Origin of the sequence: Streptomyces sp. C36, assembly GCF_040932295.1 — a bacterium.
Taxonomy (GTDB): Bacteria; Actinomycetota; Actinomycetes; order Streptomycetales; family Streptomycetaceae; genus Streptomyces; species Streptomyces triculaminicus.
Window position 1 is genome coordinate 46694 of record NZ_JBFQGI010000003.1, and the last position, 23791, is coordinate 70484.

General features: G+C 72.2%; 23 protein-coding genes. 17 read left to right on the forward strand and 6 right to left on the reverse strand.

From position 1 onward, the window contains the following. Positions 1–2: 2 nt before the first annotated feature. Positions 3–1094 carry a septation protein SepH gene (gene sepH, locus AB4K12_RS10130; RefSeq protein ID WP_368433888.1) on the reverse strand — a complete coding sequence of 364 codons (1092 nt, stop codon included), beginning with the start codon at positions 1092–1094 and terminating at the stop codon, positions 3–5. A 371-nt stretch (positions 1095–1465) separates the two neighbouring features. Between sepH and AB4K12_RS10135 the strand changes: the two genes are divergently transcribed. Further along, positions 1466–2473, forward strand: a complete 1008-nt coding sequence (locus tag AB4K12_RS10135) for a hypothetical protein (protein WP_368433889.1) — start codon at positions 1466–1468, stop codon at positions 2471–2473. Positions 2474–2483: 10 nt separating this feature from the next. Here AB4K12_RS10135 and AB4K12_RS10140 read toward each other — a convergent pair whose 3' ends face one another. Both AB4K12_RS10140 and AB4K12_RS10145 read right to left on the reverse strand, forming a co-directional pair. Further along, on the reverse strand, positions 2484–3800 hold the full coding sequence (locus AB4K12_RS10140) for a D-arabinono-1,4-lactone oxidase (protein ID WP_368433890.1): 1317 nt from the start codon (positions 3798–3800) through the stop codon (positions 2484–2486). Beyond that, positions 3763–5004 carry an MFS transporter gene (locus AB4K12_RS10145; protein ID WP_368433891.1) on the reverse strand — a complete coding sequence of 414 codons (1242 nt, stop codon included), beginning with the start codon at positions 5002–5004 and terminating at the stop codon, positions 3763–3765. The genes AB4K12_RS10140 and AB4K12_RS10145 overlap by 38 nt, the downstream gene beginning before the upstream one ends. Before the next feature lie 144 nt (positions 5005–5148). On the opposite strand from AB4K12_RS10145, the gene AB4K12_RS10150 reads away from it, so the two are divergent. Together AB4K12_RS10150 and AB4K12_RS10155 are read left to right on the forward strand one after the other, a co-directional pair. Next, positions 5149–6294, forward strand: coding sequence for a ferrochelatase (locus AB4K12_RS10150; RefSeq protein WP_368433892.1), 1146 nt, complete (start codon positions 5149–5151; stop codon positions 6292–6294). Next, positions 6291–7091: an inositol monophosphatase family protein gene (locus AB4K12_RS10155; protein ID WP_368433893.1), complete on the forward strand. Its 801-nt coding sequence runs from the start codon at positions 6291–6293 to the stop codon at positions 7089–7091. The genes AB4K12_RS10150 and AB4K12_RS10155 overlap by 4 nt, the downstream gene beginning before the upstream one ends. An 89-nt stretch (positions 7092–7180) precedes the next feature. Here the strand turns inward: AB4K12_RS10155 and AB4K12_RS10160 are convergent, their stop codons facing one another. Beyond that, positions 7181–7348 carry a hypothetical protein gene (locus AB4K12_RS10160; protein WP_179198786.1) on the reverse strand — a complete coding sequence of 56 codons (168 nt, stop codon included), beginning with the start codon at positions 7346–7348 and terminating at the stop codon, positions 7181–7183. 298 nt (positions 7349–7646) lie between these two features. Here AB4K12_RS10160 and AB4K12_RS10165 point away from each other — a divergent pair, with 298 nt between their 5' ends. The 4 genes from AB4K12_RS10165 to AB4K12_RS10180 all read left to right on the forward strand — a co-directional run bounded on the left by AB4K12_RS10165 (position 7647) and on the right by AB4K12_RS10180 (position 11106). After that, entirely contained in the window at positions 7647–8300 is a 654-nt protein-coding gene (locus AB4K12_RS10165) for a response regulator transcription factor (RefSeq protein WP_030368611.1), read from the forward strand. Between the two features lie 6 nt (positions 8301–8306). Then, positions 8307–9575 (forward strand): HAMP domain-containing sensor histidine kinase, encoded by a 1269-nt coding sequence (locus tag AB4K12_RS10170; RefSeq protein ID WP_362259950.1) that lies wholly within the window; start codon positions 8307–8309, stop codon positions 9573–9575. Positions 9576–9982: 407 nt separating this feature from the next. Beyond that, on the forward strand, positions 9983–10279 hold the full coding sequence (locus AB4K12_RS10175) for a DUF4193 domain-containing protein (RefSeq protein WP_086571686.1): 297 nt from the start codon (positions 9983–9985) through the stop codon (positions 10277–10279). Positions 10280–10293: 14 nt separating this feature from the next. Further along, positions 10294–11106 carry a hypothetical protein gene (locus AB4K12_RS10180; RefSeq protein ID WP_368433894.1) on the forward strand — a complete coding sequence of 271 codons (813 nt, stop codon included), beginning with the start codon at positions 10294–10296 and terminating at the stop codon, positions 11104–11106. Between the two features lie 3 nt (positions 11107–11109). Here the strand turns inward: AB4K12_RS10180 and AB4K12_RS10185 are convergent, their stop codons facing one another. Next, positions 11110–11553, reverse strand: a complete 444-nt coding sequence (locus tag AB4K12_RS10185; protein ID WP_368433895.1) for a DUF3093 domain-containing protein — start codon at positions 11551–11553, stop codon at positions 11110–11112. Positions 11554–11612: 59 nt separating this feature from the next. Here AB4K12_RS10185 and AB4K12_RS10190 point away from each other — a divergent pair, with 59 nt between their 5' ends. The 9 genes from AB4K12_RS10190 (at position 11613) to AB4K12_RS10230 (ending at position 20404) form a co-directional block, all read left to right on the forward strand. Further along, positions 11613–12197, forward strand: coding sequence for a PaaI family thioesterase (locus AB4K12_RS10190; RefSeq protein WP_368433896.1), 585 nt, complete (start codon positions 11613–11615; stop codon positions 12195–12197). A gap of 88 nt (positions 12198–12285) precedes the next feature. Then, complete coding sequence (gene dut, locus AB4K12_RS10195; RefSeq protein WP_086571692.1) at positions 12286–12783, forward strand: dUTP diphosphatase; 498 nt, start codon at positions 12286–12288, stop codon at positions 12781–12783. A 1-nt stretch (position 12784) separates the two neighbouring features. Next, complete coding sequence (locus tag AB4K12_RS10200; protein ID WP_368433897.1) at positions 12785–13570, forward strand: DUF3710 domain-containing protein; 786 nt, start codon at positions 12785–12787, stop codon at positions 13568–13570. Positions 13571–13896: 326 nt separating this feature from the next. Then, a complete protein-coding gene (gene kdpF, locus AB4K12_RS10205; protein WP_043188605.1) occupies positions 13897–13986 on the forward strand; it encodes a K(+)-transporting ATPase subunit F in 90 nt (29 codons plus the stop codon). A gap of 8 nt (positions 13987–13994) precedes the next feature. Next, positions 13995–15686, forward strand: a complete 1692-nt coding sequence (gene kdpA, locus AB4K12_RS10210) for a potassium-transporting ATPase subunit KdpA (protein ID WP_368433898.1) — start codon at positions 13995–13997, stop codon at positions 15684–15686. After that, complete coding sequence (gene kdpB, locus AB4K12_RS10215; protein WP_368433899.1) at positions 15683–17791, forward strand: potassium-transporting ATPase subunit KdpB; 2109 nt, start codon at positions 15683–15685, stop codon at positions 17789–17791. Before kdpA ends, kdpB begins: the two co-directional genes overlap by 4 nt. A 4-nt stretch (positions 17792–17795) precedes the next feature. Next, entirely contained in the window at positions 17796–18443 is a 648-nt protein-coding gene (gene kdpC / locus AB4K12_RS10220; protein ID WP_368433900.1) for a K(+)-transporting ATPase subunit C, read from the forward strand. Positions 18444–18724: 281 nt separating this feature from the next. Next, entirely contained in the window at positions 18725–19390 is a 666-nt protein-coding gene (locus tag AB4K12_RS10225) for a glyoxalase (protein WP_368434428.1), read from the forward strand. 264 nt (positions 19391–19654) lie between these two features. Then, on the forward strand, positions 19655–20404 hold the full coding sequence (locus AB4K12_RS10230) for an RICIN domain-containing protein (RefSeq protein WP_368433901.1): 750 nt from the start codon (positions 19655–19657) through the stop codon (positions 20402–20404). Positions 20405–20462: 58 nt separating this feature from the next. Here the strand turns inward: AB4K12_RS10230 and AB4K12_RS10235 are convergent, their stop codons facing one another. Then, positions 20463–20999, reverse strand: a complete 537-nt coding sequence (locus AB4K12_RS10235) for a GNAT family N-acetyltransferase (protein WP_368433902.1) — start codon at positions 20997–20999, stop codon at positions 20463–20465. Between the two features lie 231 nt (positions 21000–21230). Between AB4K12_RS10235 and AB4K12_RS10240 the strand changes: the two genes are divergently transcribed. Continuing rightward, positions 21231–23786 carry an ATP-binding protein gene (locus tag AB4K12_RS10240; RefSeq protein ID WP_368433903.1) on the forward strand — a complete coding sequence of 852 codons (2556 nt, stop codon included), beginning with the start codon at positions 21231–21233 and terminating at the stop codon, positions 23784–23786. Positions 23787–23791: the final 5 nt, after the last annotated feature.

Here is a 23791-nt window from a genome sequence, read left to right on the forward strand (position 1 = left end):
CGCTACTCCTGTTTCTTGCGGCGCGTGCCGAAGACGATCTCGTCCCAGCTCGGCACCGCCGCCCGGCGGCCCGGGCGGACGCCGTCCGCCTCCGCCTGGCGGTCCGTGGTGCCGATCAGGCGGTCCCGGTGGCCCGCCACCGAACGCGGCATGAGCACATCGGCGTACGCGGACCCCGCGCTGGCCGCCGGAGCAGGCGGCTCCACCGCCTCCGTCTCCTCCGCTGGAGGGTCGGCGGCGACGGACGGGGGCGCGGAGGGCGGCTCGGGGACGATCATGTCGCCCCGGAAGCTGGGCACCGCCTCGAGCAGGCTGGTCAGGGAGTCCCGCTCCTTGCCCGGCTCGTCCGCCGACGCCTCGCCGGAGGAGGCCTCCGGCTCCGTCGGCGCGCCGGAGCCCTGGCGGTCCCGGTCAAGGGAACGATCCAGCGGCCGGTCGCGCGGCAGGCGCGCGATCCGCGGCACGAACGGGAAACTCGGCTCGGGCGTGTCGTCGGTCTCGCCGATGAGCGTGCGGGCCTCGTCGTCCAGCGCCTGAACGATCCGGCGCGGCGGGTCGTACGTCCAGCTCGCGGCGCGCGGCTCACCGGAGGCGCGGTAGACGAGCAGAACCTCCCAGGTGCCGTCGTCGCGGCGCCAGGAGTCCCACTGGGCGGTGTCCTTGTCGGCGCCGCGCAGCACGAGCCGCTCGTTCACGGTCTCGCCGAGGGGTGGGCCGGTGTTCTCGCCGGGGCGGCGTACGGGCGTCTTGCGGGCCCGCTCGGCCATGAAGGCGCGCTCGGCGAGCACGGGGCCCTCGAAGCGCCGCACCCGCTCCACGGGGATGCCCGCGAGCTGCGCGACCTCCTCGGCGGTGGCGCCGGCCCGGATGCGGGCCTGGATGTCCCGTGGGCGGAGGTGACTCTCCACCTCGATCTCGATCTGACCCAGACGCGCGCGGTCGTTGCGCACTGCGGCACGGAGCCGCTCATCGATGGGGAGCGTGTACTCCGTGCTGTCCGCAGCCTTGAGAACCAGCCGTGTGCCGTCGTTGGAGACTGCCACGACACGCAGTTCGGGCATGGGGACCTCCCGGGTGGTGCCTGCCGACGTCACCTGCGTCGCTGCTTCCGCTAGTCGAGTGTGGCCTGCCCGGGTAGCAGCCTGCCACAACATTGCCGAGTTGACGGGGCGAGAGCCGCCCGGGCCCCCGTCCCGTGGATCCGGGCAGCCGGACGGGATATTGGGGCCAGGGCTCGTCACAGTACTCCATTTGGGCCACTGGGCGTGGATCGGCGCGCCAGGGAAGTTCACCTGCGACAAGGGAGTTGGAATGCGCCCCTTGAGAGGGGGGCTTGCGCGTGGGGCGGGAACGTGATGGCAGGCAGTGTCGAGGTTCACACAATCGCCCGATTCGGAACTGTTGGTTACGCTCGAATGTCTCTTCTTGCTGCAAGAGGGACGGAAAACACCAACAGGGGCTGGAGATGGACGACAAAGCCGAAAGCGAGGCAAAAGCGAAGGGCAAGCGTCTCGACCTGAGCATCGCACAGGTGTCCGGCAGCGCCCTGGCGGCGGTGGTCGCCGCCCTGCTCGCGGGCAAACTCGGTGTATACGGCACGGTCATTGGCGCGGGCGTCGTCAGCGTGGTGGCCACGACCGGTGGCACAGTCTTTCACCACGTGTTCACACGTACGGGCGAGCAGATCCGTGAGGCGGCCACCGTGCAGTCGGAGCCCGGACTCCGCCGGGTGCCCCTGCGGGACGCGGGCCGCGCCGTGGACCGGGCCCGCTCGGCGGACGACGCGACGCGGGTGCTGCCGAGCGCTGAGGACCGTACGCAACTGCTGCACCAGGCGTCACCGTCCGGAGCGGGTCCGGCGCCCTCCGGGGCGCACGCCGGTGCGTACACCGGCGCGCATGATCAGGCGCACTTCGACGGCTGCTCCGAGGAATTCTCCTCCGGCACCACCCACGGCACCCGGCTGCGGGGCTGGAAGCGCCCGGCGCTGGCCGCCGGCCTCGTCTTCGCCGTGGCCATGGGCGCGGTGACCGCCTGGGAGCTGGTCTCCGGCTCCAGCGCGGACGGCGGCGACGGCGTCACGGTCACCCGGCTCTTCCAGCCGGAGAAGAAGGAGCGGCACGAGGACCCGGACCCCGGGCGGACGCCGGAGCCCGGCTCCTCGCGCGGCGACGGGGGAGAGACCCCGGGCCGGGGCGGCGCGCCGTCCCCGGGCGTGTCGCGACCGGGCACGGATGCGGGCACGAAGTCGCCGGACCCGAAGACCTCCCCGTCCTCGGGCGGTGGCACGCCCTCCCCGGCCCCCACGCCTCGGCCGAGCACGTCGCCGGACGCGGGCAAGGGCGCCGACGACAAGGGCGGCGCGGCCGGCGGCCAGGGCACCGGCACCGGCGGTCAGTCCACGCCGCCCGCGCCGGGCCAGAACGCCGCGGCCGGCACCGGAACGAGCCCCACCACCGGCACGGCCTCCTGAGGCCGGCGGCTCACTCGCCCAGGACGCGCCGCAGGTAGTCGTTGCCGAACACGCGGTGCGGGTCCAGTCGGTCCCGCACCGCGGCGAACTCCCCGAAGCGCGGGTAGACCCCGGCCAGATACGCCGCGTCCCGGCTGTGCAGCTTCCCCCAGTGCGGCCGCCCGCCGTGCGCGGTCATGATCTGCTCGGCCGCCGTGAAATACGGCCGGTGCGGCGTCCCCCGGTACATGTGCACGGCGATATAGGCGGTGTCCCGCCCCGACGCCGTGGACAGCGGGATGTCGTCGGCGGGCGCGGTCCGTACCTCCACCGGGAAGCCGATCCGCAGCCCCCGGCGCTCGATCATCGCCCGCAGCTCCCGCAGGGCCGTCATCGCCGCCTCGCGCGGCAGGGCGTACTCCATCTCCAGGAAGCGCACCCTGCGGGGGCTGGTGAAGACCTTGTACGGGATGTCGGTGTACGTACGGGCCGACAGGGCCCGGCCCGAGAGCCGGGCGAGGCCCGGCACGGTGGCGGGCACGGCCCGGCCCAGGGCGCAGGCGGCCCCGAAGACGCCGTTGGACAGCAGTTCGTCGGTCACCCATCCGCTCACCCGACCGGTGGGGGCCGCGGGGCCCGCGCTGCGGTTGTTGCGCTTGGTGACACAGCTGTCGGTGTGGGGGAACCAGAAGAACTCGAAGTGCTCGTTCTCCGCGACCAGGGCGTCGAAGTCCTCGGTCACCCGGCCGAAGGCCATCGGCTCCTCGCGCGCCCTGAGCAGGAACTCCGGCTCCACGGCGAAGGTGACCGCCGTGATCACGCCCAGCGCCCCCAGCCCCACCCGGGCCGCCGCGAACACCTCCGGGTTCTCCCGGGCCGAGCAGGTCAGCACCGAACCGTCGGCCGTCACCAGCTCCAGGCCCCGGATCTGGGCGGCGATCGCCCCCGAGTCCCGGCCCGTGCCATGGGTGCCGGTGCTGACCGCGCCGGAGACCGTCTGCTCCATGATGTCGCCCATGTTCGCCAGCGACAGGCCGTGGGCGGACAGCGCGCGGTTCAGCTCCCGCAGTGTGGTGCCCGCGCGGACCGTCACGGTGCCGGCGGTCCGGTCGACCGCGAGCGGCCCGGTGAGCCGGTCCGGGCGTATCAGCACACCGTCCGTCGCGGCCACGGTGGTGAAGGAGTGGCCGGAGCCGGTGGCCTTCACCTTCAGTCCTTCGCCGGCCGCCCGCGCGATCGCGGCGGACAGCTCCTCCGTCGTGGCCGGGGCCACGGTCCGCGCCGGGTGGGCGGTGACGTTCCCCGCCCAGTTACGCCAGGGCCTGCTCGCTCTCGTCGTCGCCGTCATCAGCGCCAACCCCCACCCGCTCAGGCGCCGGCCGCAGCCGGCGGTACCCGAGGAACGCGCCGGCGGCCGCGAGCATCCCCGCCGTGCCGGGCACCAGGTACCCCGCGGCGGCTCCGGCGGCGTCCACCGCCCAGCCGGCGGCCGACGAGCCGAACGCCACGCCGACCGCGAGCCCGGTGCTCGTCCAGGTCATGCCCTCGGTCAGCTGCGCGCGCGGTACGTACTGCTCGACGAGGGCCATCGTGGTGACCATCGTCGGCGCGATGGACAGGCCCGCGACAAAGAGAGCCACGGCCAGGAACGGCAGGTTCCCGACCAGTTGGAGGGGGATCATACTCACGGCCATCGCACAGACGCCCACAACCCAGCGCCGGGCCGGCTCGCCCTTCAGGTGCAGCAGCCCGAAGACCGCCCCTGCCAGGCAGGAGCCCAGCGCGTAGACGGCGAGCACCACGCTGGCCGCCGCCTTGTGCCCCTGCTCCTCGGCGAACGCCACGGTCACGACCTCGATCGAGCCGAACAGCGCACCCGTGGCCACGAACGTCGCCACCAGCACCTGCAGCCCGGGGGAGCGCAGGGCGGAGCCGCTCTCGTGCGCCTCGCGGGGATGCGGCCGGGGCTCGGTGGCCCGCTGAGAGGTCAGCCAGAACACCCCGGCCGCCAGGAAGCAGCCGGCCAGCAGCGGGCCCGCCTCCGGGAACCACGCGGTCGACAGGCCGATCGACAGGATCGGCCCGATGATGAACACCACCTCGTCGATGACCGACTCGGCGGCGTAGGCGGTGTGCAGTTCGCGCGGCGAGCCGCCGTAGATCGCCGCCCACCGCGCCCGCACCATCGACCCCACGCTCGGCACACAGCCCGCGCCCGCCGCGAAGACGTACAGCGTCCAGTCCGGCCACCGCTGGTGCGCGCACAGCAGCAGCCCCGCCAGCGACACGAGCGAGAGGACCGTCGCCGGGCGCAGCACCCGGCGCTGGCCGTGCCGGTCGACCATGCGCGAGACCTGCGGGCCGAGCACGGCCGCCGCGATCGCGTTCGTCGCGGTCAGCGCGCCCGCCAGCCCGTACCGGCCGGTGATCTGGGAGATCATCGTGACGATGCCGATGCCCAGCATCGACAGCGGCAGCCGGCCGAGGAAGCCCGCCGCCGAGAATCCCTTGGAGCCGGGGGCGGCGAATATGGCGCTGTAGGGACTGGACAAGGACGGCTCCCGGAGGGTTCGGGGGAGGGGACGCGGACGAGGGTGCCGTAAGGGACGTAGGTGGCTGATACAGCTTACGTGCGCACGTTTGCGCGGCGCATCGTCATTTCCCGGCCGCCGGTGGCGGGTGGCAGGATCGGACGCATGTCGGATCAGCCAGCTCACGCCCCCTACGACGCCCTGCTGTTGCTCTCCTTCGGTGGGCCCGAGGGCCCCGAGGACGTCGTCCCGTTCCTGGAGAACGTCACCCGCGGCCGGGGCATCCCCCGGGAGCGGCTGAGGGAGGTCGGGCAGCACTACTTCCTCTTCGGCGGCGTCAGCCCGATCAACGACCAGAACCGTGAGCTGCTCGCCGCCCTGCGCGAGGACCTGGCCGCCCACGGCGTGGACCTGCCGGTCTATTGGGGCAACCGCAACTGGGCGCCCTACCTCACCGACACCCTGCGCGAGATGACCGCCGCCGGGCACCGACGTGTGCTCACCCTGACCACCAGCGCGTACGCCTCCTACTCGGGCTGCCGGCAGTACCGCGAGAACCTCGCGGACGCCCTGGCCACCCTGACGGCGGAAGGCCTCACGCCCCCGCGCGTGGACAAGCTGCGGCACTACTTCAACCACCCCGGCTTCGTCCGCCCCATGGTCGACGCGACGATCGCCGCCCTCGGCCGGCTGCCCGACGACGTGCGGGCCGGCGCCCGGCTGGCCTTCACCACCCACTCCATCCCCACCTCCGCCGCGGACGCCTCCGGGCCCGCCGAGGGGCACGGCGACGGCGGCGCGTACGTCGCCGAGCACCTCGACGTCGCCCGGACCGTCGCGGCGGCCGTCCGCGAGGAGACCGGCACCGACCGGCCCTGGGACCTCGTCTACCAGTCGCGCAGCGGCGCCCCGCACATCCCCTGGCTCGAGCCGGACATCTGCGACCACCTCGAGACCGTGCACGGCGAGGGCGCGCCCGCCGTCGTCATGGTCCCGATCGGCTTCGTCTCGGACCACATGGAGGTCGCGTACGACCTCGACACCGAAGCCACCGCCAAGGCCGCCGAACTGGGCCTGCCGGTGGCCCGCGCCGCGACCGTCGGAGCCGACCCGCGCTTCGTGGCCGCCGTGCGCGACCTGGTGCTCGAGCGCGCCGCGAGCGAGCGGGGCGAGCGCCCCGAGCGCTGCGCCCTGGGCGCGCTCGGCCCCAGCCACGACCTCTGCCCCGTCGGCTGCTGCCCGGCGCGGGCCCCCCGCCCGGCGGCCGCCGGGGCCGACAGTCCGTACGCCCAAGGAGCGAGCACCTCGTGACCGACACCCTCAAGGCCGAACTCCTGGCCGTGGCCCTCGAGGCCGCGGACCGGGCCGGCACCCTGCTCAGGGACGGCCGCCCCGCCGACCTGGGCGTGGCCGCGACGAAGACCAGCCCCATCGACGTCGTCACCGAGATGGACATCGCCGCCGAGAAACTCATCACCGGCATCCTCGCCGAGCGGCGCCCGCACGACGGGATCCTGGGCGAGGAGGGCGCCAGCGTCGAGGGCACCAGCGGGGTGCGCTGGGTCGTCGACCCCGTCGACGGCACCGTGAACTACCTCTACGGCCTGCCGTCCTGGGCCGTGTCCGTGGCCGCCGAGATCGACGGCGAGGCGGTCGTGGGGGTCGTCGCGGCGCCGGAGCGCGGCGAGACGTACCGGGCGGTGCGGGGCGAGGGGGCGTTCCTGGGGGAGCGGCGGCTGACCGTCCGCCCGGCGCCCGGCCTCGACCAGGCCCTGATCGGCACCGGCTTCGGCTACCTGCAGACCCGGCGGGCCGCCCAGGCCGAGGTGCTGCGCTCGATGCTGCCGCAGGTGCGCGACATCCGGCGCGGGGGCTCGGCCGCGATCGACCTGTGCGACGTGGCCTGCGGCCGCCTCGACGGCTACTACGAGCGGGGGCTCAACCCCTGGGACTTCGCCGCGGGCGCGCTCATCGCGCGCGAGGCGGGCGCCCTCACGGGCGGCCGCCCCGGGCAGCGCGAGTCGGGCGAGCTGACCGTGGCGGCCCCGCCCGGGCTCTTCGAGCCGCTGCGGGAGCGCCTGGAGGCGCTGGGCGCCTGGCACGACTAGAGGCCGGCCGCACCGGGCCCGCGTATTGCCCCCGGACGGCGCAACGCCCCGGTGCCGGAGCCGGCACCGGGGCGTCGCGGAACGGGGAATCAGGCCGCGTTGACGGGAACGCCGTGCTCGGCGGCGAGTCGCTGGAGGTCCTCCAGCTCGCCCTGCTCCACCTCGGCGAGGAAGTCGTCGCCGGTGCGGCGGGCGTGGTCGAGGTCGGACCGGGCGGCTTCTATGCGCTGCAGAAGGCCGGCGGTGAATGCGTCCATGGTGGTGCGCCCCCTCGTCGTGGGTCGGCGGCACGGGGGTGTGCCACGGCGAAACGATCACGCGCAGGGTGTTGCGCGTACGCCAAGGCGTACGGAGAAGCGTGATCGCGGGTGTGCAGACGTCTTCCCCACCCTCGTCCCGGCGGAAACCTTCGATCGCGGAGTAATCCGGAATCCCTTCCCTGGCCGGCCTCCGGATACCCCTTACGGCCGGTTTATCGACATCCGAGGCAGGATGGAGTGACCCACCGGGGTCATCGAGGCTGCCCGTCAGGGCTCAAAGGGAAGGACCAACGCCGTGCGCGTACTCGTCGTCGAGGACGAGCAGCTGCTCGCAGACGCCGTCGCCACCGGACTGCGCCGGGAGGCCATGGCCGTCGACGTCGTGTACGACGGGGCGGCCGCCCTGGAGCGCATCGCCGTCAACGACTACGACGTCATCGTCCTCGACCGGGACCTCCCGCTCGTCCACGGCGACGACGTCTGCCGCAAGGTCGTCGAGCTCGGCATCCCCACCCGCGTGCTGATGCTGACCGCCTCCGGCGACGTCAGCGACCGCGTGGAGGGCCTGGAGATCGGCGCCGACGACTACCTCCCCAAGCCGTTCGCGTTCAGCGAGCTGACCGCGCGCGTGCGGGCGCTGGGCCGGCGTACGACCGTCGCCCTGCCGCCCGTCCTGGAGCGGGCCGGCATCAAGCTCGACCCCAACCGGCGCGAGGTCTTCCGCGACGGCCGCGAGGTCCAGCTGGCACCCAAGGAGTTCGCGGTGCTGGAGGTGCTCATGCGCAGCGAGGGAGCCGTGGTGTCGGCCGAGCAGCTGCTGGAGAAGGCCTGGGACGAGAACACCGACCCGTTCACCAACGTCGTCCGGGTCACCGTCATGACGCTGCGACGCAAGCTGGGGGAGCCCCCCGTGATCGTCACCGTGCCGGGCTCCGGATACCGGATCTGATCCCCGATGTCCTCCCCCGCCACCCCCACGCCTCCCGCCCCGCCGGCCCCACCGGCACCTCCCAAGCCCACCTGGGATCCCCGGCAGCCGGTCGTACGCCCCTTCCCGTGGCTGCGGCCGACCATCCGCATAAGGCTCACCCTGCTCTACGGCGGGATGTTCCTGATGGCCGGTGTGCTGCTGTTGACGATCATCTACCTGCTGGCCGCCAACGCGCTGAGCGTGGGCAGTGAGCCGCTGATCAGACTGATAGACGGCAGCAAGGTCACCGTGACCGGCACCACCTGCCCCCAGCTGAAGTCCCCCGGCCTGACCGCCGAGGATGCCAACCGCATCCTCGAGACCTGCATGCAGCACCAGCGCGCCATGGCCCTCGAGTCCCTGCTGCGCCGCTCCCTGCTGGCCCTCCTCGGCCTCGCCGTGATCGCCTTCGCCTTCGGCTACGCCATGGCCGGCCGGGTCCTCTCGCCGCTGGGCAAGATCACCCGGACCGCCCGCCGGGTGGCCGGCACGGACCTGACCCGGCGGATCGAACTGGGCGGGCCGGACGACGAGTTGAAGGAGCTGTCCGACACCTTCGACGAGATGCTGGACCGGCTTGAGCGGGCCTTCACCGCCCAGCAGCGGTTCGTGGCCAACGCCTCGCACGAGCTGCGCACGCCGCTGGCGATCAACCGCACGCTGCTCGAGGTCAGCCTCTCCGACCCCGCCGCCTCCCCGGAGCTGCAGCAGCTGGGCAAGACGCTGCTGGCCACCAACGAGCGCAGCGAGCAGCTCGTGGAGGGCCTGCTGCTGCTCGCCCGCAGCGACAACGAGATCGTGGACCGCAAGCCCGTGGACCTCGCCGAGGTGGCCTCCCAGGCCCTCGACCAGGCCCGTACGGAGGCCCAGGCCAAGGGCGTGGAGCTGCGCGGCACCCGGCAGCCCGCCGTCGTCCAGGGCAACGGCGTGCTGCTGGAGCGCATCGCGCTGAACCTGGTGCAGAACGCGGTGCGCTACAACACCCCGGACGGCTGGGTGGAGGTCACGACCCTGACCCGGCCCGGGCAGGCCGTGCTGGTGGTGGAGAACACCGGTCCGGTGGTCCCGGCCTACGAGGTGGACAACATCTTCGAGCCCTTCCGCCGGCTGCGCACGGAGCGCACGCGCAGCGACAAGGGCGTCGGGCTGGGCCTGTCGATCGTGCGCTCGGTGGCCCGCGCGCACGGCGGACGGATCACCGCGGAACCCCGTGAGGGGGGCGGCCTGGTCATGCGGGTCGTGCTGCCCGCCTGACCCGCGTCGCGGAGTCTGAGAGAATAGGGCGGCCATCGGTTCGCTTTGGGCGGAATTTTCCCGTTCCGACCGTCACCGTGGCTGTGTGTGTTCAGTCACATGCGCAGACTTCAAGCCATCTACTCTCCGTAGTCGGAACCGGCCGGGAGGCGCCTGAAAAATGGGGGTTTCCGGGGGTCCTGATCACGGGAAGTACACGGGATGGCATGGCCGCACACGGTTTTCGGACCGTGTACGGTCCCCATCGCCACCCATCCCGATCACCTCTTCAGGTGTGCGGTTGGGTGTCGATTGAGTAACAGACCTTGATGTGAGGCAAAATCTCCGCCTCGGGTCGGGCACAAGTCCGGCCTCTCACGCGTTACGTGCGCTGGAGACACCGCAGACACCCAGAGGGGGAGAGCGACATGGCAACGGACTACGACACCCCACGTAAGACCGACGATGACGTCAATGAGGACAGCATCGAGGAACTGAAGTCCCGGCGGAACGACAAGTCCGCTTCGAGCGTCGACGTGGACGACTTCGAGGCGGCCGAGGGCATGGAGCTGCCCGGCGCGGACCTCTCGAACGAGGAGCTCGCCGTCCGGGTCCTGCCCAAGCAGGCCGACGAGTTCACGTGCATGAGCTGCTTCCTCGTGCACCACCGCAGCCAGCTGGCCGGTGAGAAGAACGGCCAGCCGATCTGCCGCGACTGCGAGTGAGGCGAGGGTCTGCCATGGCAGGCTCGACCCCGTTCCGGAAGCGGCGCTCCCGGCAGCCCGGGCTGACCGCCGGGCCGGCCGCGGACGCACCCGGCGACATGGTCGACGCGAACGTCGAGCGAGGCCGTGCGGCCTCGCTCGCCGCCGCGGTCGTCGGCCGTAGCGCCGAGACGGCGAGGCGGGGCGGCCGGGGGGCGAGGGCGGGACTGACCGCCGTCGTCGACCGGATCATCATCAACGCCCCGCGCGTCCCCGTGCGGGACCTCGCCACCCTCCGCGCCCAGTTCCCCGGCCTCGGCCCGGAACAGATCGCGGACAAGCTGGTGGCCGGTGCCGCGTACGGCACCTCCACCGTCGGCGCGAGCGTCGGTGCGGCGGCCATGCTGCCCGTACCGCCCGCCATGCCCGCCGAGCTCGCGGCGGAGATCGTCGGCGTCGCCGCCGTGGAGTTCAAGCTCATCGCCGAGCTCCACGAGCTCTACGGCGTGCGGGCGCCCGGGAACACCCGCCAGCGGGCCATGGCGTACCTCGGCGCCTGGGCCGACGAGCGGGGCATCGACGTGATGTCCCCCCTGACCGTCAACGCGGCGCTCGGCGTCCAGCTCAAGCGTGAGCTGCGCCAGCAGATCCTCAGGCGCTCGTTCCGCAACCTGCCGAACCTCGCGCCCTTCATGATCGGCGCCGTCGTCGGCGCCGCGATGAACCGCCGCGACACCAAGCGGGTCGCCGGCAAGGTGCGCAAGGACCTGCGGACCCGCCAGGTGCCCTGGCACGAGCTGCCCACCGCCCCCTCCGGGCCGCCGGAGCAGGGCCTGGGCCTGGCCTAGGCCCTACGCCCGAACGGCGGCGAGAGCGGCCGCCAGGCGCTCGGGGGAGCGGGTGGAGAGGTAGAGGTAGGGGGTGGGGTCCGCCGGGTCCGTGACCTCGATCCGCAGCGCCGTGGGCACATAGCCGCGCAGCAGCATGAACGCCCGGGTGTCGGCCTTGTGCGTACGCCAGGCACGGGCCTCCTCCGCGTCCAGCACCTCGGGCTCGCCCAGCGCCTCCACCGGAATCCGCGCGTCCCCGGCGATGAGGGCGTCGCCCACCACCCGGATCCGCACCGAGCCGTACGAACTGACCGCCACCGCCGTGAGCGCTCCGCCGCCGATCAGGCCGCAGAGCATCGGCAGCGTGCCCAGCGGGAGCAGGATCAGCGCCATGGCGATCCCGGCGAGAACCGCGATGAACCACCAGGAACGGGGCGCGGTCAGGCGTTCTTCGTAAGGCTGCATACGCACAAGCTTGGCACGGGCGGGACCGGGTGCCGCCGTCGCGGGTAAGGTCAGCCCCTGTGAGTGGACGAACGACAGCGGCGACACCGCCGCCCGGCGCCGCGCCTCCGGCGCGGCACCCCGAAGCCCCGGCACCCGGCGAGATCATCGGGTCGCACTACGAGTACTGCTTCGGCTGCGGCGGTGGAGTGGCCCATGGCCTGCACCTTCAGACGCGGGCCGGCGAGGGCGTCAGCGTCACCGCCGAGTTCCAGGTCAAGGAGGCCCACCAGGGCGCTCCCGGGCTGGCGCACGGCGGAGTGCTGGCCACGGCCCTGGACGAGACGCTGGGCGGCCTGGGCTGGCTGCTGAGGGTCATCGCCGTCACCGGCCGGCTGGAGACGGACTTCGTCCGCCCGGTGCCGGTGGGCGCGGTGCTCCACCTCGAGGCCGAGGTCGTCGCGGTGGCGGGACGCAAGATCTTCTGCACCGCCACGGGCCGCATCGGTGCCCCCGACGGGCCGGTCGCCGTGCGCGCGGACGCGCTGTTCGTCGAGGTCAAGATCGACCACTTCATCGAGAACGGCCGCAAGGAGGAGATCCAGGCCGTCCTCGCCGACCCCGACCAGGTGAAGGTCGCCCGAGCCTTCGAGGTGAACCCGTGAGCGTCGCACGCGAGGCCTCCGGGCCGCAGTCGGCGTACGAGCCGCACGTTCGCCCCGCGGGCGGAGAAGCGAACAGGAGCAAGCACTGATGCGTCCGCCCGTCGACGTCCTCATCCGCCGGGTCGACCCCGAGGTGCCCCTTCCCTCGTACGGTCACCCCGGCGACGCCGGGTGCGATCTGGTCACCACCGAGGCCGCCGAGCTCGCTCCCGGTGAGCGGCTGGTGCTGCCCACCGGCATCTCGATCGCGCTGCCCGACGGGTACGCCGCGTTCGTCCATCCCCGTTCGGGCCTCGCCGCCCGCTGCGGGGTGTCCATGGTCAATGCCCCGGGCACCATCGATGCCGGGTACCGTGGAGAGATCAAGGTGATTGTGGTCAATCTGGACCCGCGCGAGAGCGTCCGGTTCGAGAGGTTCGACCGCGTCGCCCAGTTGGTAGTCCAGCAGGTCGAGAAGGTCCGCTTCCACGAGGTGGCGGAGCTTCCCGGCTCGGCACGGGCCGAAGGGGGCTTCGGGTCCACCGGTGGCCACGCTGCCGTGGGGAATGGATTCGCTTCGGTCGCCAGCGACCGGGAAGGACAGTGACGTGTTCGGTCGTCGCCGCAAGCGCAGCGAGGACGTCGTCGAGAGCGCCGACCGCCTCGACGACGTGACCTCCGATGAGTCGGCCGGGGACGCCCCCGCCGACGAGGACGCATATGCCACCGCGGCCGCGAGCCGGATCCGGCTGGAGCCGGAGCCGCGCCCCGACGGGCCGTGGGACATCTCCGAGGTCAGGGAGCCCGGCGACGGGCGCGTGGACCTCGGCGGGCTGTTCGTGCCGGGTGTCGAGGGCATGGAGCTGCGGGTCGAGGTCGCCGGTGACGCGATCGTCGCCGCGACCGTGGTGCTGCGCGACAGCGCCGTGCAGCTCCAGGCGTTCGCCGCTCCCAAGCGCGAGGGCATCTGGCACGAGGTCCGGGAAGAGATCGCCGGCGGCATCACCCAGCAGGGCGGTGTCGTGGACGAGGTCGAGGGGCCGCTCGGCTGGGAGCTGCGGGCCCAGGTGCCCGTGGCGCTGCCGGACGGCACCCAGGGCGTACAGCTGGTGCGCTTCGTCGGCTGCGACGGGCCGCGCTGGTTCCTGCGCGGTGTGATCTCGGGCCAGGGCGCGGTGCAGCCGCAGACCGCCGGGCTGCTGGAGCAGATCTTCCGCGACACCGTCGTGGTGCGCGGCGATTCGCCGATGGCGCCCCGCGACCCGATCGTGCTGAAGCTGCCGGAGGACGCCCAGATGGTGGCCGAGGGCCTGCAGCAGGAGGAGCAGGGTTCGCGCTTCGCGGGCGGCGTCGACCGCCTCAACCGCGGCCCGGAGACCACCGAGGTGCGCTGACCCACCCGCCCGGTCACCAGGCGGCCAACCGGCCGCCGGGCGGCCGGAATCTGCCGTTTCGCTGGGCCGGAACCCCGTACAGGGGTTCCGGCCCAGCGGCGTTTTCGCAGGTCCGGGCGGCGTGCGTATGGATCCCGTCAAGGGGGCGCTAATGGCCGTAAGGGAGACGTCAACGAACCTCCTACCGATCGGTAGCGGTTGTTTCCTCTAGAGGTCCGTTCATCCGAACCTCTCTAGGAGCACACGATGGCCGATGTGGCCTTCGTCGTCACCACGATCGCGGTCTTCGCGTTGGTGGCTCTCGTCGCCAAGGGGGTGACGAAGCTGTGACCGCCGAGAACATCGTCGGCCTCGTCGTGGCCGTCGCCCTGCTGGGCTACCTGATCCTCGCCCTCGTCTTCCCGGAGAGGTTCTGAGCACAGACATGAGTCCCGTCCTCTCCGGAATTCTCCAGCTCGTCGCGCTCATGGGTGCCCTGGCCCTCGCCTACCGCCCGCTCGGCGACCACATGGCCCGCGTCTACGGCTCCGACAAGCACCTGCGCTCGGAGAAGCTGATCTACCGCCTCATAGGCGCCGACCCGAGCGCCGAGATGCGCTGGCCGGCGTACCTGCGCGGCGTCCTCGCCTTCTCCGCGGTCAGCCTCCTCTTCCTCTACCTGCTGCAGCGCATCCAGGGCGTCCTGCCCGAGTCGCTGTCGCTGGGCTTCACCGCGATCAGCCCCGACCAGGCGTTCAACACCGCCGCGTCGTTCGTCGCCAACACCAACTGGCAGTCGTACTCCGGCGAGCAGGCCATGGGCCACGCCGTGCAGACGCTCGGCCTGGCGGTGCAGAACTTCGTCTCCGCCGCCGTCGGCATGGCCGTCGCCATCGCCCTCGTACGGGGCTTCGCCCGCTCCCGCACCGGCGACCTGGGCAACTTCTGGGCCGACCTGGTGCGCGGCACCGTGCGCATCCTGATCCCGCTCTCGGTCGTCGGCGCGCTGATCCTGGTGGCCTGCGGCGCGATCCAGAACTTCGCGGGCATCCACGGGATCGGTCAGCTCACCGGCGGCACCCAGCAGGTCAACGGCGGCGCCGTGGCCTCGCAGGAGGTCATCAAGGAGCTGGGCACCAACGGCGGTGGCTACTTCAACGCCAACTCCGCCCACCCCTTCGAGAACCCCGACGCCTTCACCAACCTCTTCGAGGCGTTCCTCATCCTCGTCATCCCCTTCTCGCTGACGCGGACCTTCGGCCGGCTCGTCGGCAACGTCAAGCAGGGCTACGCGATCCTGGCCACCATGGGCCTGATCTGGCTCGGCTTCACCGCGCTGATGATGTGGACCGAGTACGCCCACCACGGCGCGGCGCTGCAGGCGGCGGGCGGCGCGATGGAGGGCAAGGAGCAGCGCTTCGGCGTCGGCGCCTCCGCGATCTTCGCGACGACCACGACGCTGACCTCCACCGGCGCGGTGGACTCCTTCCACTCCTCCTTCACCGGTCTCGGCGGCGGCATCACCCTGCTGGGCATGATGCTGGGCGAGATCGCCCCGGGCGGCGTCGGCTCCGGCCTCTACGGCATGCTCGTCATGGCGATCATCGCGGTCTTCATCGCGGGCCTGATGGTCGGCCGGACGCCCGAGTACCTCGGCAAGAAGATCGGCACCCGCGAGATCAAGCTCGCCGCCTGCTACATCCTCATCACCCCCACCCTGGTGCTGGGCTTCACCGCGCTGTCCATGGCGCTGTCCTCGCCGCCGGAGTCGATCCTCAACACGGCCGGCAACTCCGTGCACGACAGCGGCGCCCACGGCTTCTCCGAGGTGCTGTACGCGTTCACCTCCGGTGCCAACAACAACGGCTCCGCCTTCGCCGGCCTGAACGCCAACACGCCCTGGTACAACACCACGATCGGCCTCGCGATGCTGCTCGGCCGCTTCCTGCCGATGGTGTTCGTCCTGGCGCTGGCCGGCTCGCTCGCCGAGCAGAAGCCCGTCCCCGAGACCGCGGGCACCCTGCGCACCGAGAAGCCGCTCTTCGCGGGCCTGCTCGTCGGCGCGATCCTCATCATCACCGGCTTGACCTACTTCCCGGCCCTGGCCCTTGGCCCGATGGCGGAGGGACTCTCATGAGCACGACCACCCCTGTCCGTACGGAGTCCGAGGACCCCAAGGACACCCACCCGCAGGGCTCCCCAGAGGCCGGCCGGGTCTCCGGTGGCCTCTTCGACCCGGCGCAGCTGATGAAGTCCCTGCCGGACGCGTTCCGCAAGCTCGACCCCCGGGTGATGGTCAAGGCCCCGGTGATGTTCGTCGTCCTGATCGGCTCGGTGGTCACCACCGTGCTGGCGCTGAAGGACCCGGGCGACTGGTTCGGCTGGGCGATCACCGTCTGGCTGTGGCTGACCGTCCTCTTCGCCAACCTCGCCGAGGCCGTCGCCGAGGGCCGCGGCAAGGCCCAGGCCGACACCCTGCGCAAGGCCAAGACCGACACCGTCGCGCGGCGCCTGAACGGCGACAGCGAGGAATCGGTGCCCGGTACCGAGCTGCGCGTGGGCGACCTGGTCGTCTGCGAGGCCGGCGACATCATCCCGGGCGACGGTGACGTCGTCGAGGGCGTGGCCTCCGTCGACGAGTCCGCCATCACGGGCGAGTCGGCGCCGGTCATCCGCGAGTCCGGCGGTGACCGCTCGGCGGTCACCGGCGGCACCAAGGTCCTCTCCGACCGCATCGTCATCAAGATCACGACGAAGCCCGGCGAGACCTTCATCGACCGGATGATCAACCTGGTCGAGGGCGCCGCCCGGCAGAAGACGCCGAACGAGATCGCCCTCAACATCCTGCTGGCCTCGCTCACCATCGTCTTCCTGCTGGCGGTCATCACCCTTCAGCCGTTCGCCATTTACGCGGGCGCCGAGCAGTCGATGATCATCCTCGCGGCCCTGCTGGTCTGCCTCATCCCGACCACCATCGGCGCGCTGCTCTCCGCGATCGGCATCGCCGGCATGGACCGGCTGGTGCAGCGCAACGTCCTGGCGATGTCCGGGCGCGCGGTGGAGGCCGCGGGCGACGTCTCGACGCTGCTGCTCGACAAGACCGGCACCATCACCTACGGCAACCGCCAGGCCGCCGAGTTCGTGCCCGTCAAGGGCACCACGGCCGCCGAGGTGGCCGACGCCGCCCAGCTCTCCTCCCTCGCCGACGAGACGCCCGAGGGCCGCTCGATCGTCGTCCTGGCCAAGGAGAAGTACGGCCTGCGCGAGCGCCACGAGGGCGAGCTGGTGGGCGCCGAGTGGGTGCCCTTCACGGCGCAGACCCGTATGTCGGGCGTGGACGTCGACGGCCGCAAGGTCCGCAAGGGCGCGACCGGTTCGGTCGTGGCCTGGGTCAAGGAGAACGGCGGCACCGTCTCCGACGACGCCACCCGGCTCACCGACGACATCTCGCAGGCCGGCGGCACCCCGCTGCTCGTCGCTGTGGAGGACGACAAGGGTGCTCGCGTGCTCGGCGTCATCCACCTCAAGGACGTCGTCAAGGAGGGCATGCGGGAGCGCTTCGACGAGCTGCGTGCCATGGGCATCAAGACCGTCATGATCACGGGCGACAACCCGCTGACGGCCAAGGCCATCGCCGAGGAGGCCGGCGTCGACGACTTCCTCGCCGAGGCCACGCCCGAGGACAAGATGGCGCTCATCAAGCGCGAGCAGGCCGGCGGCAAGCTCGTGGCGATGACGGGCGACGGCACCAACGACGCGCCCGCGCTCGCCCAGGCGGACGTCGGCGTGGCCATGAACACCGGCACCTCGGCCGCCAAGGAGGCCGGGAACATGGTGGACCTGGACTCCAACCCCACCAAGCTCATCGAGATCGTCGAGATCGGCAAGCAACTGCTCATCACGCGCGGCGCCCTGACGACCTTCTCGATCGCCAACGACGTCGCGAAGTACTTCGCCATCATCCCGGCGATGTTCGCGGTGGCCTACCCCGGCCTGGACAAGCTCAACGTCATGGGCCTGGCCTCCCCGGAGTCCGCGATCCTGTCGGCCGTCATCTTCAACGCGCTGATCATCGTGGCCCTGGTGCCGCTCGCCCTCAAGGGCGTGCGCTACCGGCCGATGAGCGCGGACGCCATGCTCCGCCGCAACCTCCTGGTCTACGGACTGGGCGGCCTGATCTCCCCGTTCATCGGCATCAAGATCATCGACCTGCTCATCTCCCTCATCCCTGGCATCGGGTGACGTCATGAACATCTCCGTACGCAGCACGGCCCGCCTGCTGGGCGCCGGGCTCCGCGCCCTGCTCGTCCTCACGGTGGTCTGCGGTGTGATCTACCCGCTGGTCGTCACCGGCATCGCCCAGGCCGCCTTCCACGACAAGGCCAACGGCTCGGAGATCACGGCCGACGGCAGGTCCGTCGGCTCCGAGCGGCTCGGCCAGACCTACGACCTGGCGAAGAAGGACCAGGACGGCAACCCGCTGCCCGACCCGAAGTTCTTCCAGCCCCGCCCCTCGGCGGCCGGCCCCAACACCGAGAACACGCGCCACAAGCTGCTGGTCTCCGGCGCCTCCAACCTCGCCGCGGACAGCAAGGTGCTGCTGGACAACGTCGAGAGGCGGCGCACGGACGTCGCGGCCTTCAACGGCGTCTCCCCGTCCTCGGTCCCGGTGGACGCCCTCACCGCCTCCGCCTCCGGCGTCGACCCCGACATCTCGCCGGCCTACGCCCGCCTGCAGGCCAAGCGGGTCGCCAAGGCCAACGGCCTGGCGGCGGCGAAGGTCGAGAAGCTGGTCGAGGACCACGTGGACGGCCGGGTGCTGGGCTTCATGGGCGAGGAGCGCGTGAACGTGCTCAGGCTCAACGTGGCGCTGAAGAAGCTGGCCGCGATGTAGGACGGCAGGAAAGATCTCAGTGCCCGGCTCCTCGTCACGCAGAGCGATTCGCCGACGAGGAGCCGGGCGCTGGTGCGTTGCCCCGAGCCGGCCGGCATGCCGCCCGGGGCCTTCCGGCGCCAGGCGGCGGATGCGGCGGCCGACCATGCCGATGCCGCGGGTACGGCCCGCGACGCGAGGTCGGCGATCAAGGTGGAGGGGATGCCGGCGTGCGTGGCGAAGCACGTCTCAAGACCGGTCAGGAATGGAGAAGCCCCGGCCGCCGCGCAGCCCCTAGCGTGATGGTCATGGCAACCACCACTTCCACCGCAGCCGACACGTCCATCGCGTCCGTCACCCTTGAGGTGGCCGACCCCGAGGCCGCTCGCCGCTTCTACAGCGCCTTCGGAGTGGACACGTACATACGCCTGCGGGCGTCCGAGGCGCACTCCACCGGATTCCGCGGCTTCACCCTGGCGCTCACGGTGGCCGGGCCGGCCACCGTCGACAGCTTCGTCGGCGCCGCCGTGGACGCCGGCGCCACGGTGCTGAAGCCCGCCGCGAAGTCGCTGTGGGGCTACAGCGGCGTCGTCCAGGCCCCGGACGGGACGATCTGGAAGATCGCGACCTCGGCGAAGAAGGACACCGGCCCCGCCACGCGCGAGATCGACGAGGTCGTCCTGCTGATCGGCGTCGAGGACGTGAAGGCCACCAAGCAGCTCTACGCCGGCCGGGGCATGACCGTGGCCAAGAGCTTCGGTGGCAAGTACGCCGAGTTCGCCCCCGGCCAGTACAGCCCCGTCAAGCTGGCGCTGTACAAGCGCCGCGCCCTGGCCAAGGACCTCGGCGTCCCCGCCGACGGCACGGGTTCGCACCGCATCGTCCTCGGTAGCACCGCCGACGCCTTCACCGACCCGGACGGGTTCGCCTGGGAGGCTGCCGCGTCGCTCGCCCCCACGCCGTCCTGATGAGGTTTCGGGCCCGAGTCGAGCCACCCGAGCCCATGCGGGGCCTGGAGCGCGAAGAGGCCCGAGACGCGCCGACGGCACCTCTGACGGATCGTGCCGTCCGACAGCGAAGGGCTGACCGCCTTGGGGGGAAACGTCGGCGGGCGGGGCTCATCGCCCTGCCTGCCGACGTTCGGGTAGAGGTCCTTCCGCTTGTTCAGCCTTGAGCTGATTGTCCGTCTATCTCCGCGTGCGGCAAGGTTTGGGCTGGCTACGATCGCCGACATGAAGATCACCACGAAGCTCGCCACCATCGCGGCCTCCGGTGCCGCTGCCGTCGCGGTCGTCGGTGCCGCCGCCGTCGCCATGACCCCGGCCGCGGCCCACGCCGCCGATGCGCCGGGCGCCCGTCAGCTCTTCGTCAACAACCACAGCAACCAGTGCCTGCAGATCGCGGACCCGAGCGCCGGCAACGGCGCTCCCGCCGTTCAGGGGTTCTGCGAGAACGGGCAGAAGTCGCAGTGGCGCGCCGAGCGGATCGGCACGACGCGCGACTTCAGAATCGTCAACGTCGTCACCGGCAAGTGCCTGGAGATAGCCGACTCCCGCAAGGACAACGGCGCCCCCGCCCAGCAGTGGACCTGCGTCGACAAGCTCGACACCCAGACCTGGGCCTTCGAGTTCGCCAACGACAACGGGCTGATCTTCAACAAGAACAGCGCCAAGGTCCTCGAGGTCGAGAACTCCTCCATCAAGCCCGGTGCGCGCGTCCAGCAGTGGTCGTACGCCGGCGTCCCCGGCCAGGTGTGGCGCTCGGTCCAGGTCCCCGGCACCGCGAACCCCACCCCGCAGCCCTCGGTGCCGCCGACCTCGGCGCCCACCCCGCGGCCCACCGCGCAGCCCTCGATGCCGCCCACCACGGCCCCCAGCACCGCGCCGCGGCCCACCGCGCAGCCCTCGGTGCCGCCGACCACGGCCCCGCAGCCCACGAGGGCCCCCTCCACCCCGCAGCCGGCCGTGACCCCGGTCGGCTAGCCGCTTCCGCCCCCGCCCCGGTGTACCGGGGCGGGGGCGGAAGCGTGTCCGGGGGTGCTCACCACACGTCGCCCGGGCGCCAGTCGCACGTCAGCTCGCCGTCCAGGTCGAGCGGCGTTCCCAGGGGCAGGACATGGATGAAGCCGTCCTCGTCCGGGGTGCGCTCGATGCCCGTCGGGGCGAGCACCGACGACGGGCCGCGCCACTGCCGCCAGCCGCGGCCGGTGTACAGCGGTACGGCCTCGTCGGCCGCGCCGAGCGCCCCCAGCTCGTACGCGCCCCGGCGCAGTACGTGCTCCAGGGCCTCCAGCACGGCCGACGCGTGCCCCCGCCGGCGCCGGTCGGCCCGTACCGCCACGGCCTCGACGTACCCCGCCCGCAGGGCGCGGCCGTCGTGCAGCAGGCGCCGTTGCACCAGCGAGCCGTGGGCGACGAGCTCGCCGTCCTCGTACCCCAGCGCGTGCATGCCGCCGATGCCGTGGTCCCAGTCCTCGTCGGTGAAGTCGCCCTCGAAGGCGTCGGTCAGGAGGGAGCGGATCGCGGCGAGTTCGGCGTCGGCGAGGTCGGAGGTGTGAGCGGTGCGTGTGTCCGTCATGCGGATCAACCTCGCAACGGGGCGACAGGGGTGTCAAGGAGCCTGCCGCGGGGGTGACGGTGCGCGTTACGCCCGCAGGCGTCAGAGCTGCGTCAATACCTGCCGGTCGGCCGCCTCCGGCCCGAAATGTCCAAATCCTTGGCCGTAAGGTCGACGGTGCGCGACGGTGTGGCACCTCGGGGCGGACAACCGCCCCGAACACCGTCGCGATTCCTGAAAGACAATGGGGCCATGGGACGCGGCAACCTTCGGATCTACCTCGGCGCGGCACCGGGCGTCGGCAAGACCTACGCCATGCTCTCGGAGGCCCACCGCCGGGTGGAGCGCGGGACGGACGTCGTGGTCGGCTTCGTGGAGCACCACGGCCGCCCGCGCACCGAGGTGATGCTGCACGGTCTCGAGGAGGTGTCCCGCCGCGAGATCGCCTACCGGGACGCCGCCTTCACCGAGATGGACGTGGACGCCGTCCTCGCCCGCCGTCCCGCCGTCGTGTGCGTGGACGAGCTCGCCCACACCAACGTCCCCGGCTCCCGCAACACCAAGCGCTGGCAGGACGTCGAGGAACTGCTGCAGGCCGGCATCGACGTCGTCTCGACCGTCAACATCCAGCACCTGGAGTCGCTCGGCGACGTCGTCGAGTCGATAACGGGCGTCCGGCAGCGCGAGACCGTGCCCGACGAGGTGGTCCGCCGCGCGGACCAGATCGAGCTGGTCGACATGTCGCCGCAGGCCCTGCGCCGCCGCATGGCGCACGGCAACATCTACAAGCCCGACAAGGTCGACGCCGCCCTCTCCAACTACTTCCGCCCCGGCAACCTCACCGCCCTGCGCGAGCTGGCCCTGCTGTGGACCGCCGACCGCGTCGACGAGTACCTGCGGCAGTACCGCACCGAGCACAGCGTCTCCACCATCTGGCACGCCCGCGAGCGCATCGTCGTCGGCCTCACCGGCGGGCCCGAGGGCCGTACGCTCATCCGCCGCGCCGCCCGCATGGCCGCCAAGGGCTCGGGCAGCGAGATCCTCGCCGTCTACATCGCCCGCAGCGACGGCCTGACCTCCGCTTCGCCCAAGGAGCTGGCGGTCCAGCGCACGCTCGTGGAGGACCTCGGCGGCACGTTCCACCACGTCATAGGCGACGACGTGCCGGCCTCGCTGCTGGAGTTCGCGCGCGGCGTCAACGCCACCCAGATCGTGCTGGGCTCCAGCCGCCGCAAGACCTGGCAGTACGTCTTCGGGCCCGGCGTCGGACAGACCGTCGCCCGCGACTCGGGCCCCGACCTCGACGTCCACATCGTCACCCACGAGGAGGCCGCCAAGGGCCGCGGACTGCCCGTGGCGCGCGGCGCCCGGCTCGGCCGGGGCCGGATCGTGGCCGGCTGGCTGGTCGGCATCGGCGGGCCCGCGCTGCTGAGTCTGCTCCTGACGCGGGTCCTCCCGGACCTCGGGCTCGCCAACGACATGCTGCTGTTCCTGTGCACCACGGTCGGGGCGGCCCTGCTCGGCGGCGCGCTGCCGTCCCTGGCGTCGGCGGCGTTCGGCTCGCTCCTGCTGAACTACTACTTCGTCGAGCCGGTCCACCGCTGGACCATCACCGACACCAAGAACATCGTCGCCATCACGATATTCGTCCTCGTCGCCATCTCCGTGGCGTCCGTCGTCGACGTCGCGGCCCGCCGCACCCACCAGGCCGCCCGGCTGCGGGCGGAATCGGAGATCCTCTCCTTCCTCGCGGGCAGCGTGCTGCGCGGCGAGACGAGCCTGGACGCCCTCCTGGAACGGGTCCGCGAGACCTTCGGCATGGAATCCGTCGCCCTGCTCGAGCGCGTCAGCGACGTCGACCCGTGGACCTGCGCCAGCAGCGTCGTGACCAGCGACGGCAAGCCCCTGCTGCGGCCCGAGGACGCGGACGTGGACATGCCGGTCGGCGACAACATGGCCCTCGCCCTCTCCGGCCGGGTGCTGCCCGCCGAGGACCGCCGCGTGCTGGCCGCCTTCGCCGCGCAGGCCGCCGTCGTCCTGGACCGCCAGCGGCTGGTCGGCGAGGCGGAGGAGGCCCGCCGGCTCGCCGAGGGCAACCGCATCCGCACCGCCCTGCTGGCCGCCGTCAGCCACGACCTGCGCACCCCGCTGGCCGGCATCAAGGCCTCCGTGACCTCCCTGCGCTCCGACGACGTCGCCTGGTCGGCGGATGACGAGGCCGAGCTGCTGGCCGGCATCGAGGACGGCGCCGACCGGCTCGACCACCTGGTCGGCAACCTGCTCGACATGTCCCGGCTGCAGACCGGCACCGTCACCCCGCTGATCAGGGAGATCGACCTCGACGAGGTGGTGCCGATGGCGCTGGGCGGCGTCCCCGAGGGCAGCGTCGCCCTCGACATCCCCGAGACGCTGCCGATGGTCGCCGTCGACCCGGGGCTGCTCGAGCGCGGCGTGGCGAACATCGTCGAGAACGCGGTCAAGTACAACCCGCCCGGCGCCGCCCCCGTCCTGGTGGCCGCCAGCGCCCTCGGCGAGCGCGTCGAGGTGCGGGTGGCCGACCGGGGGCCCGGCGTGCCCGACAGCGCCAAGGACCGCATCTTCGAGCCCTTCCAGCGGTACGGCGACGCGCCCCGCGGCGCCGGGGTGGGCCTCGGCCTCGCGGTCGCGCGGGGCTTCGCCGAGGCCATGGGCGGCACGCTGGCCGCCGAGGACACCCCGGGCGGCGGCATGACCATGGTCCTCACCCTTCGCGCCGCGCCCGGGCGGCCGCCCGTACGACCGGACCTGCCGGCCCAGGCCACGACGTGACGCCC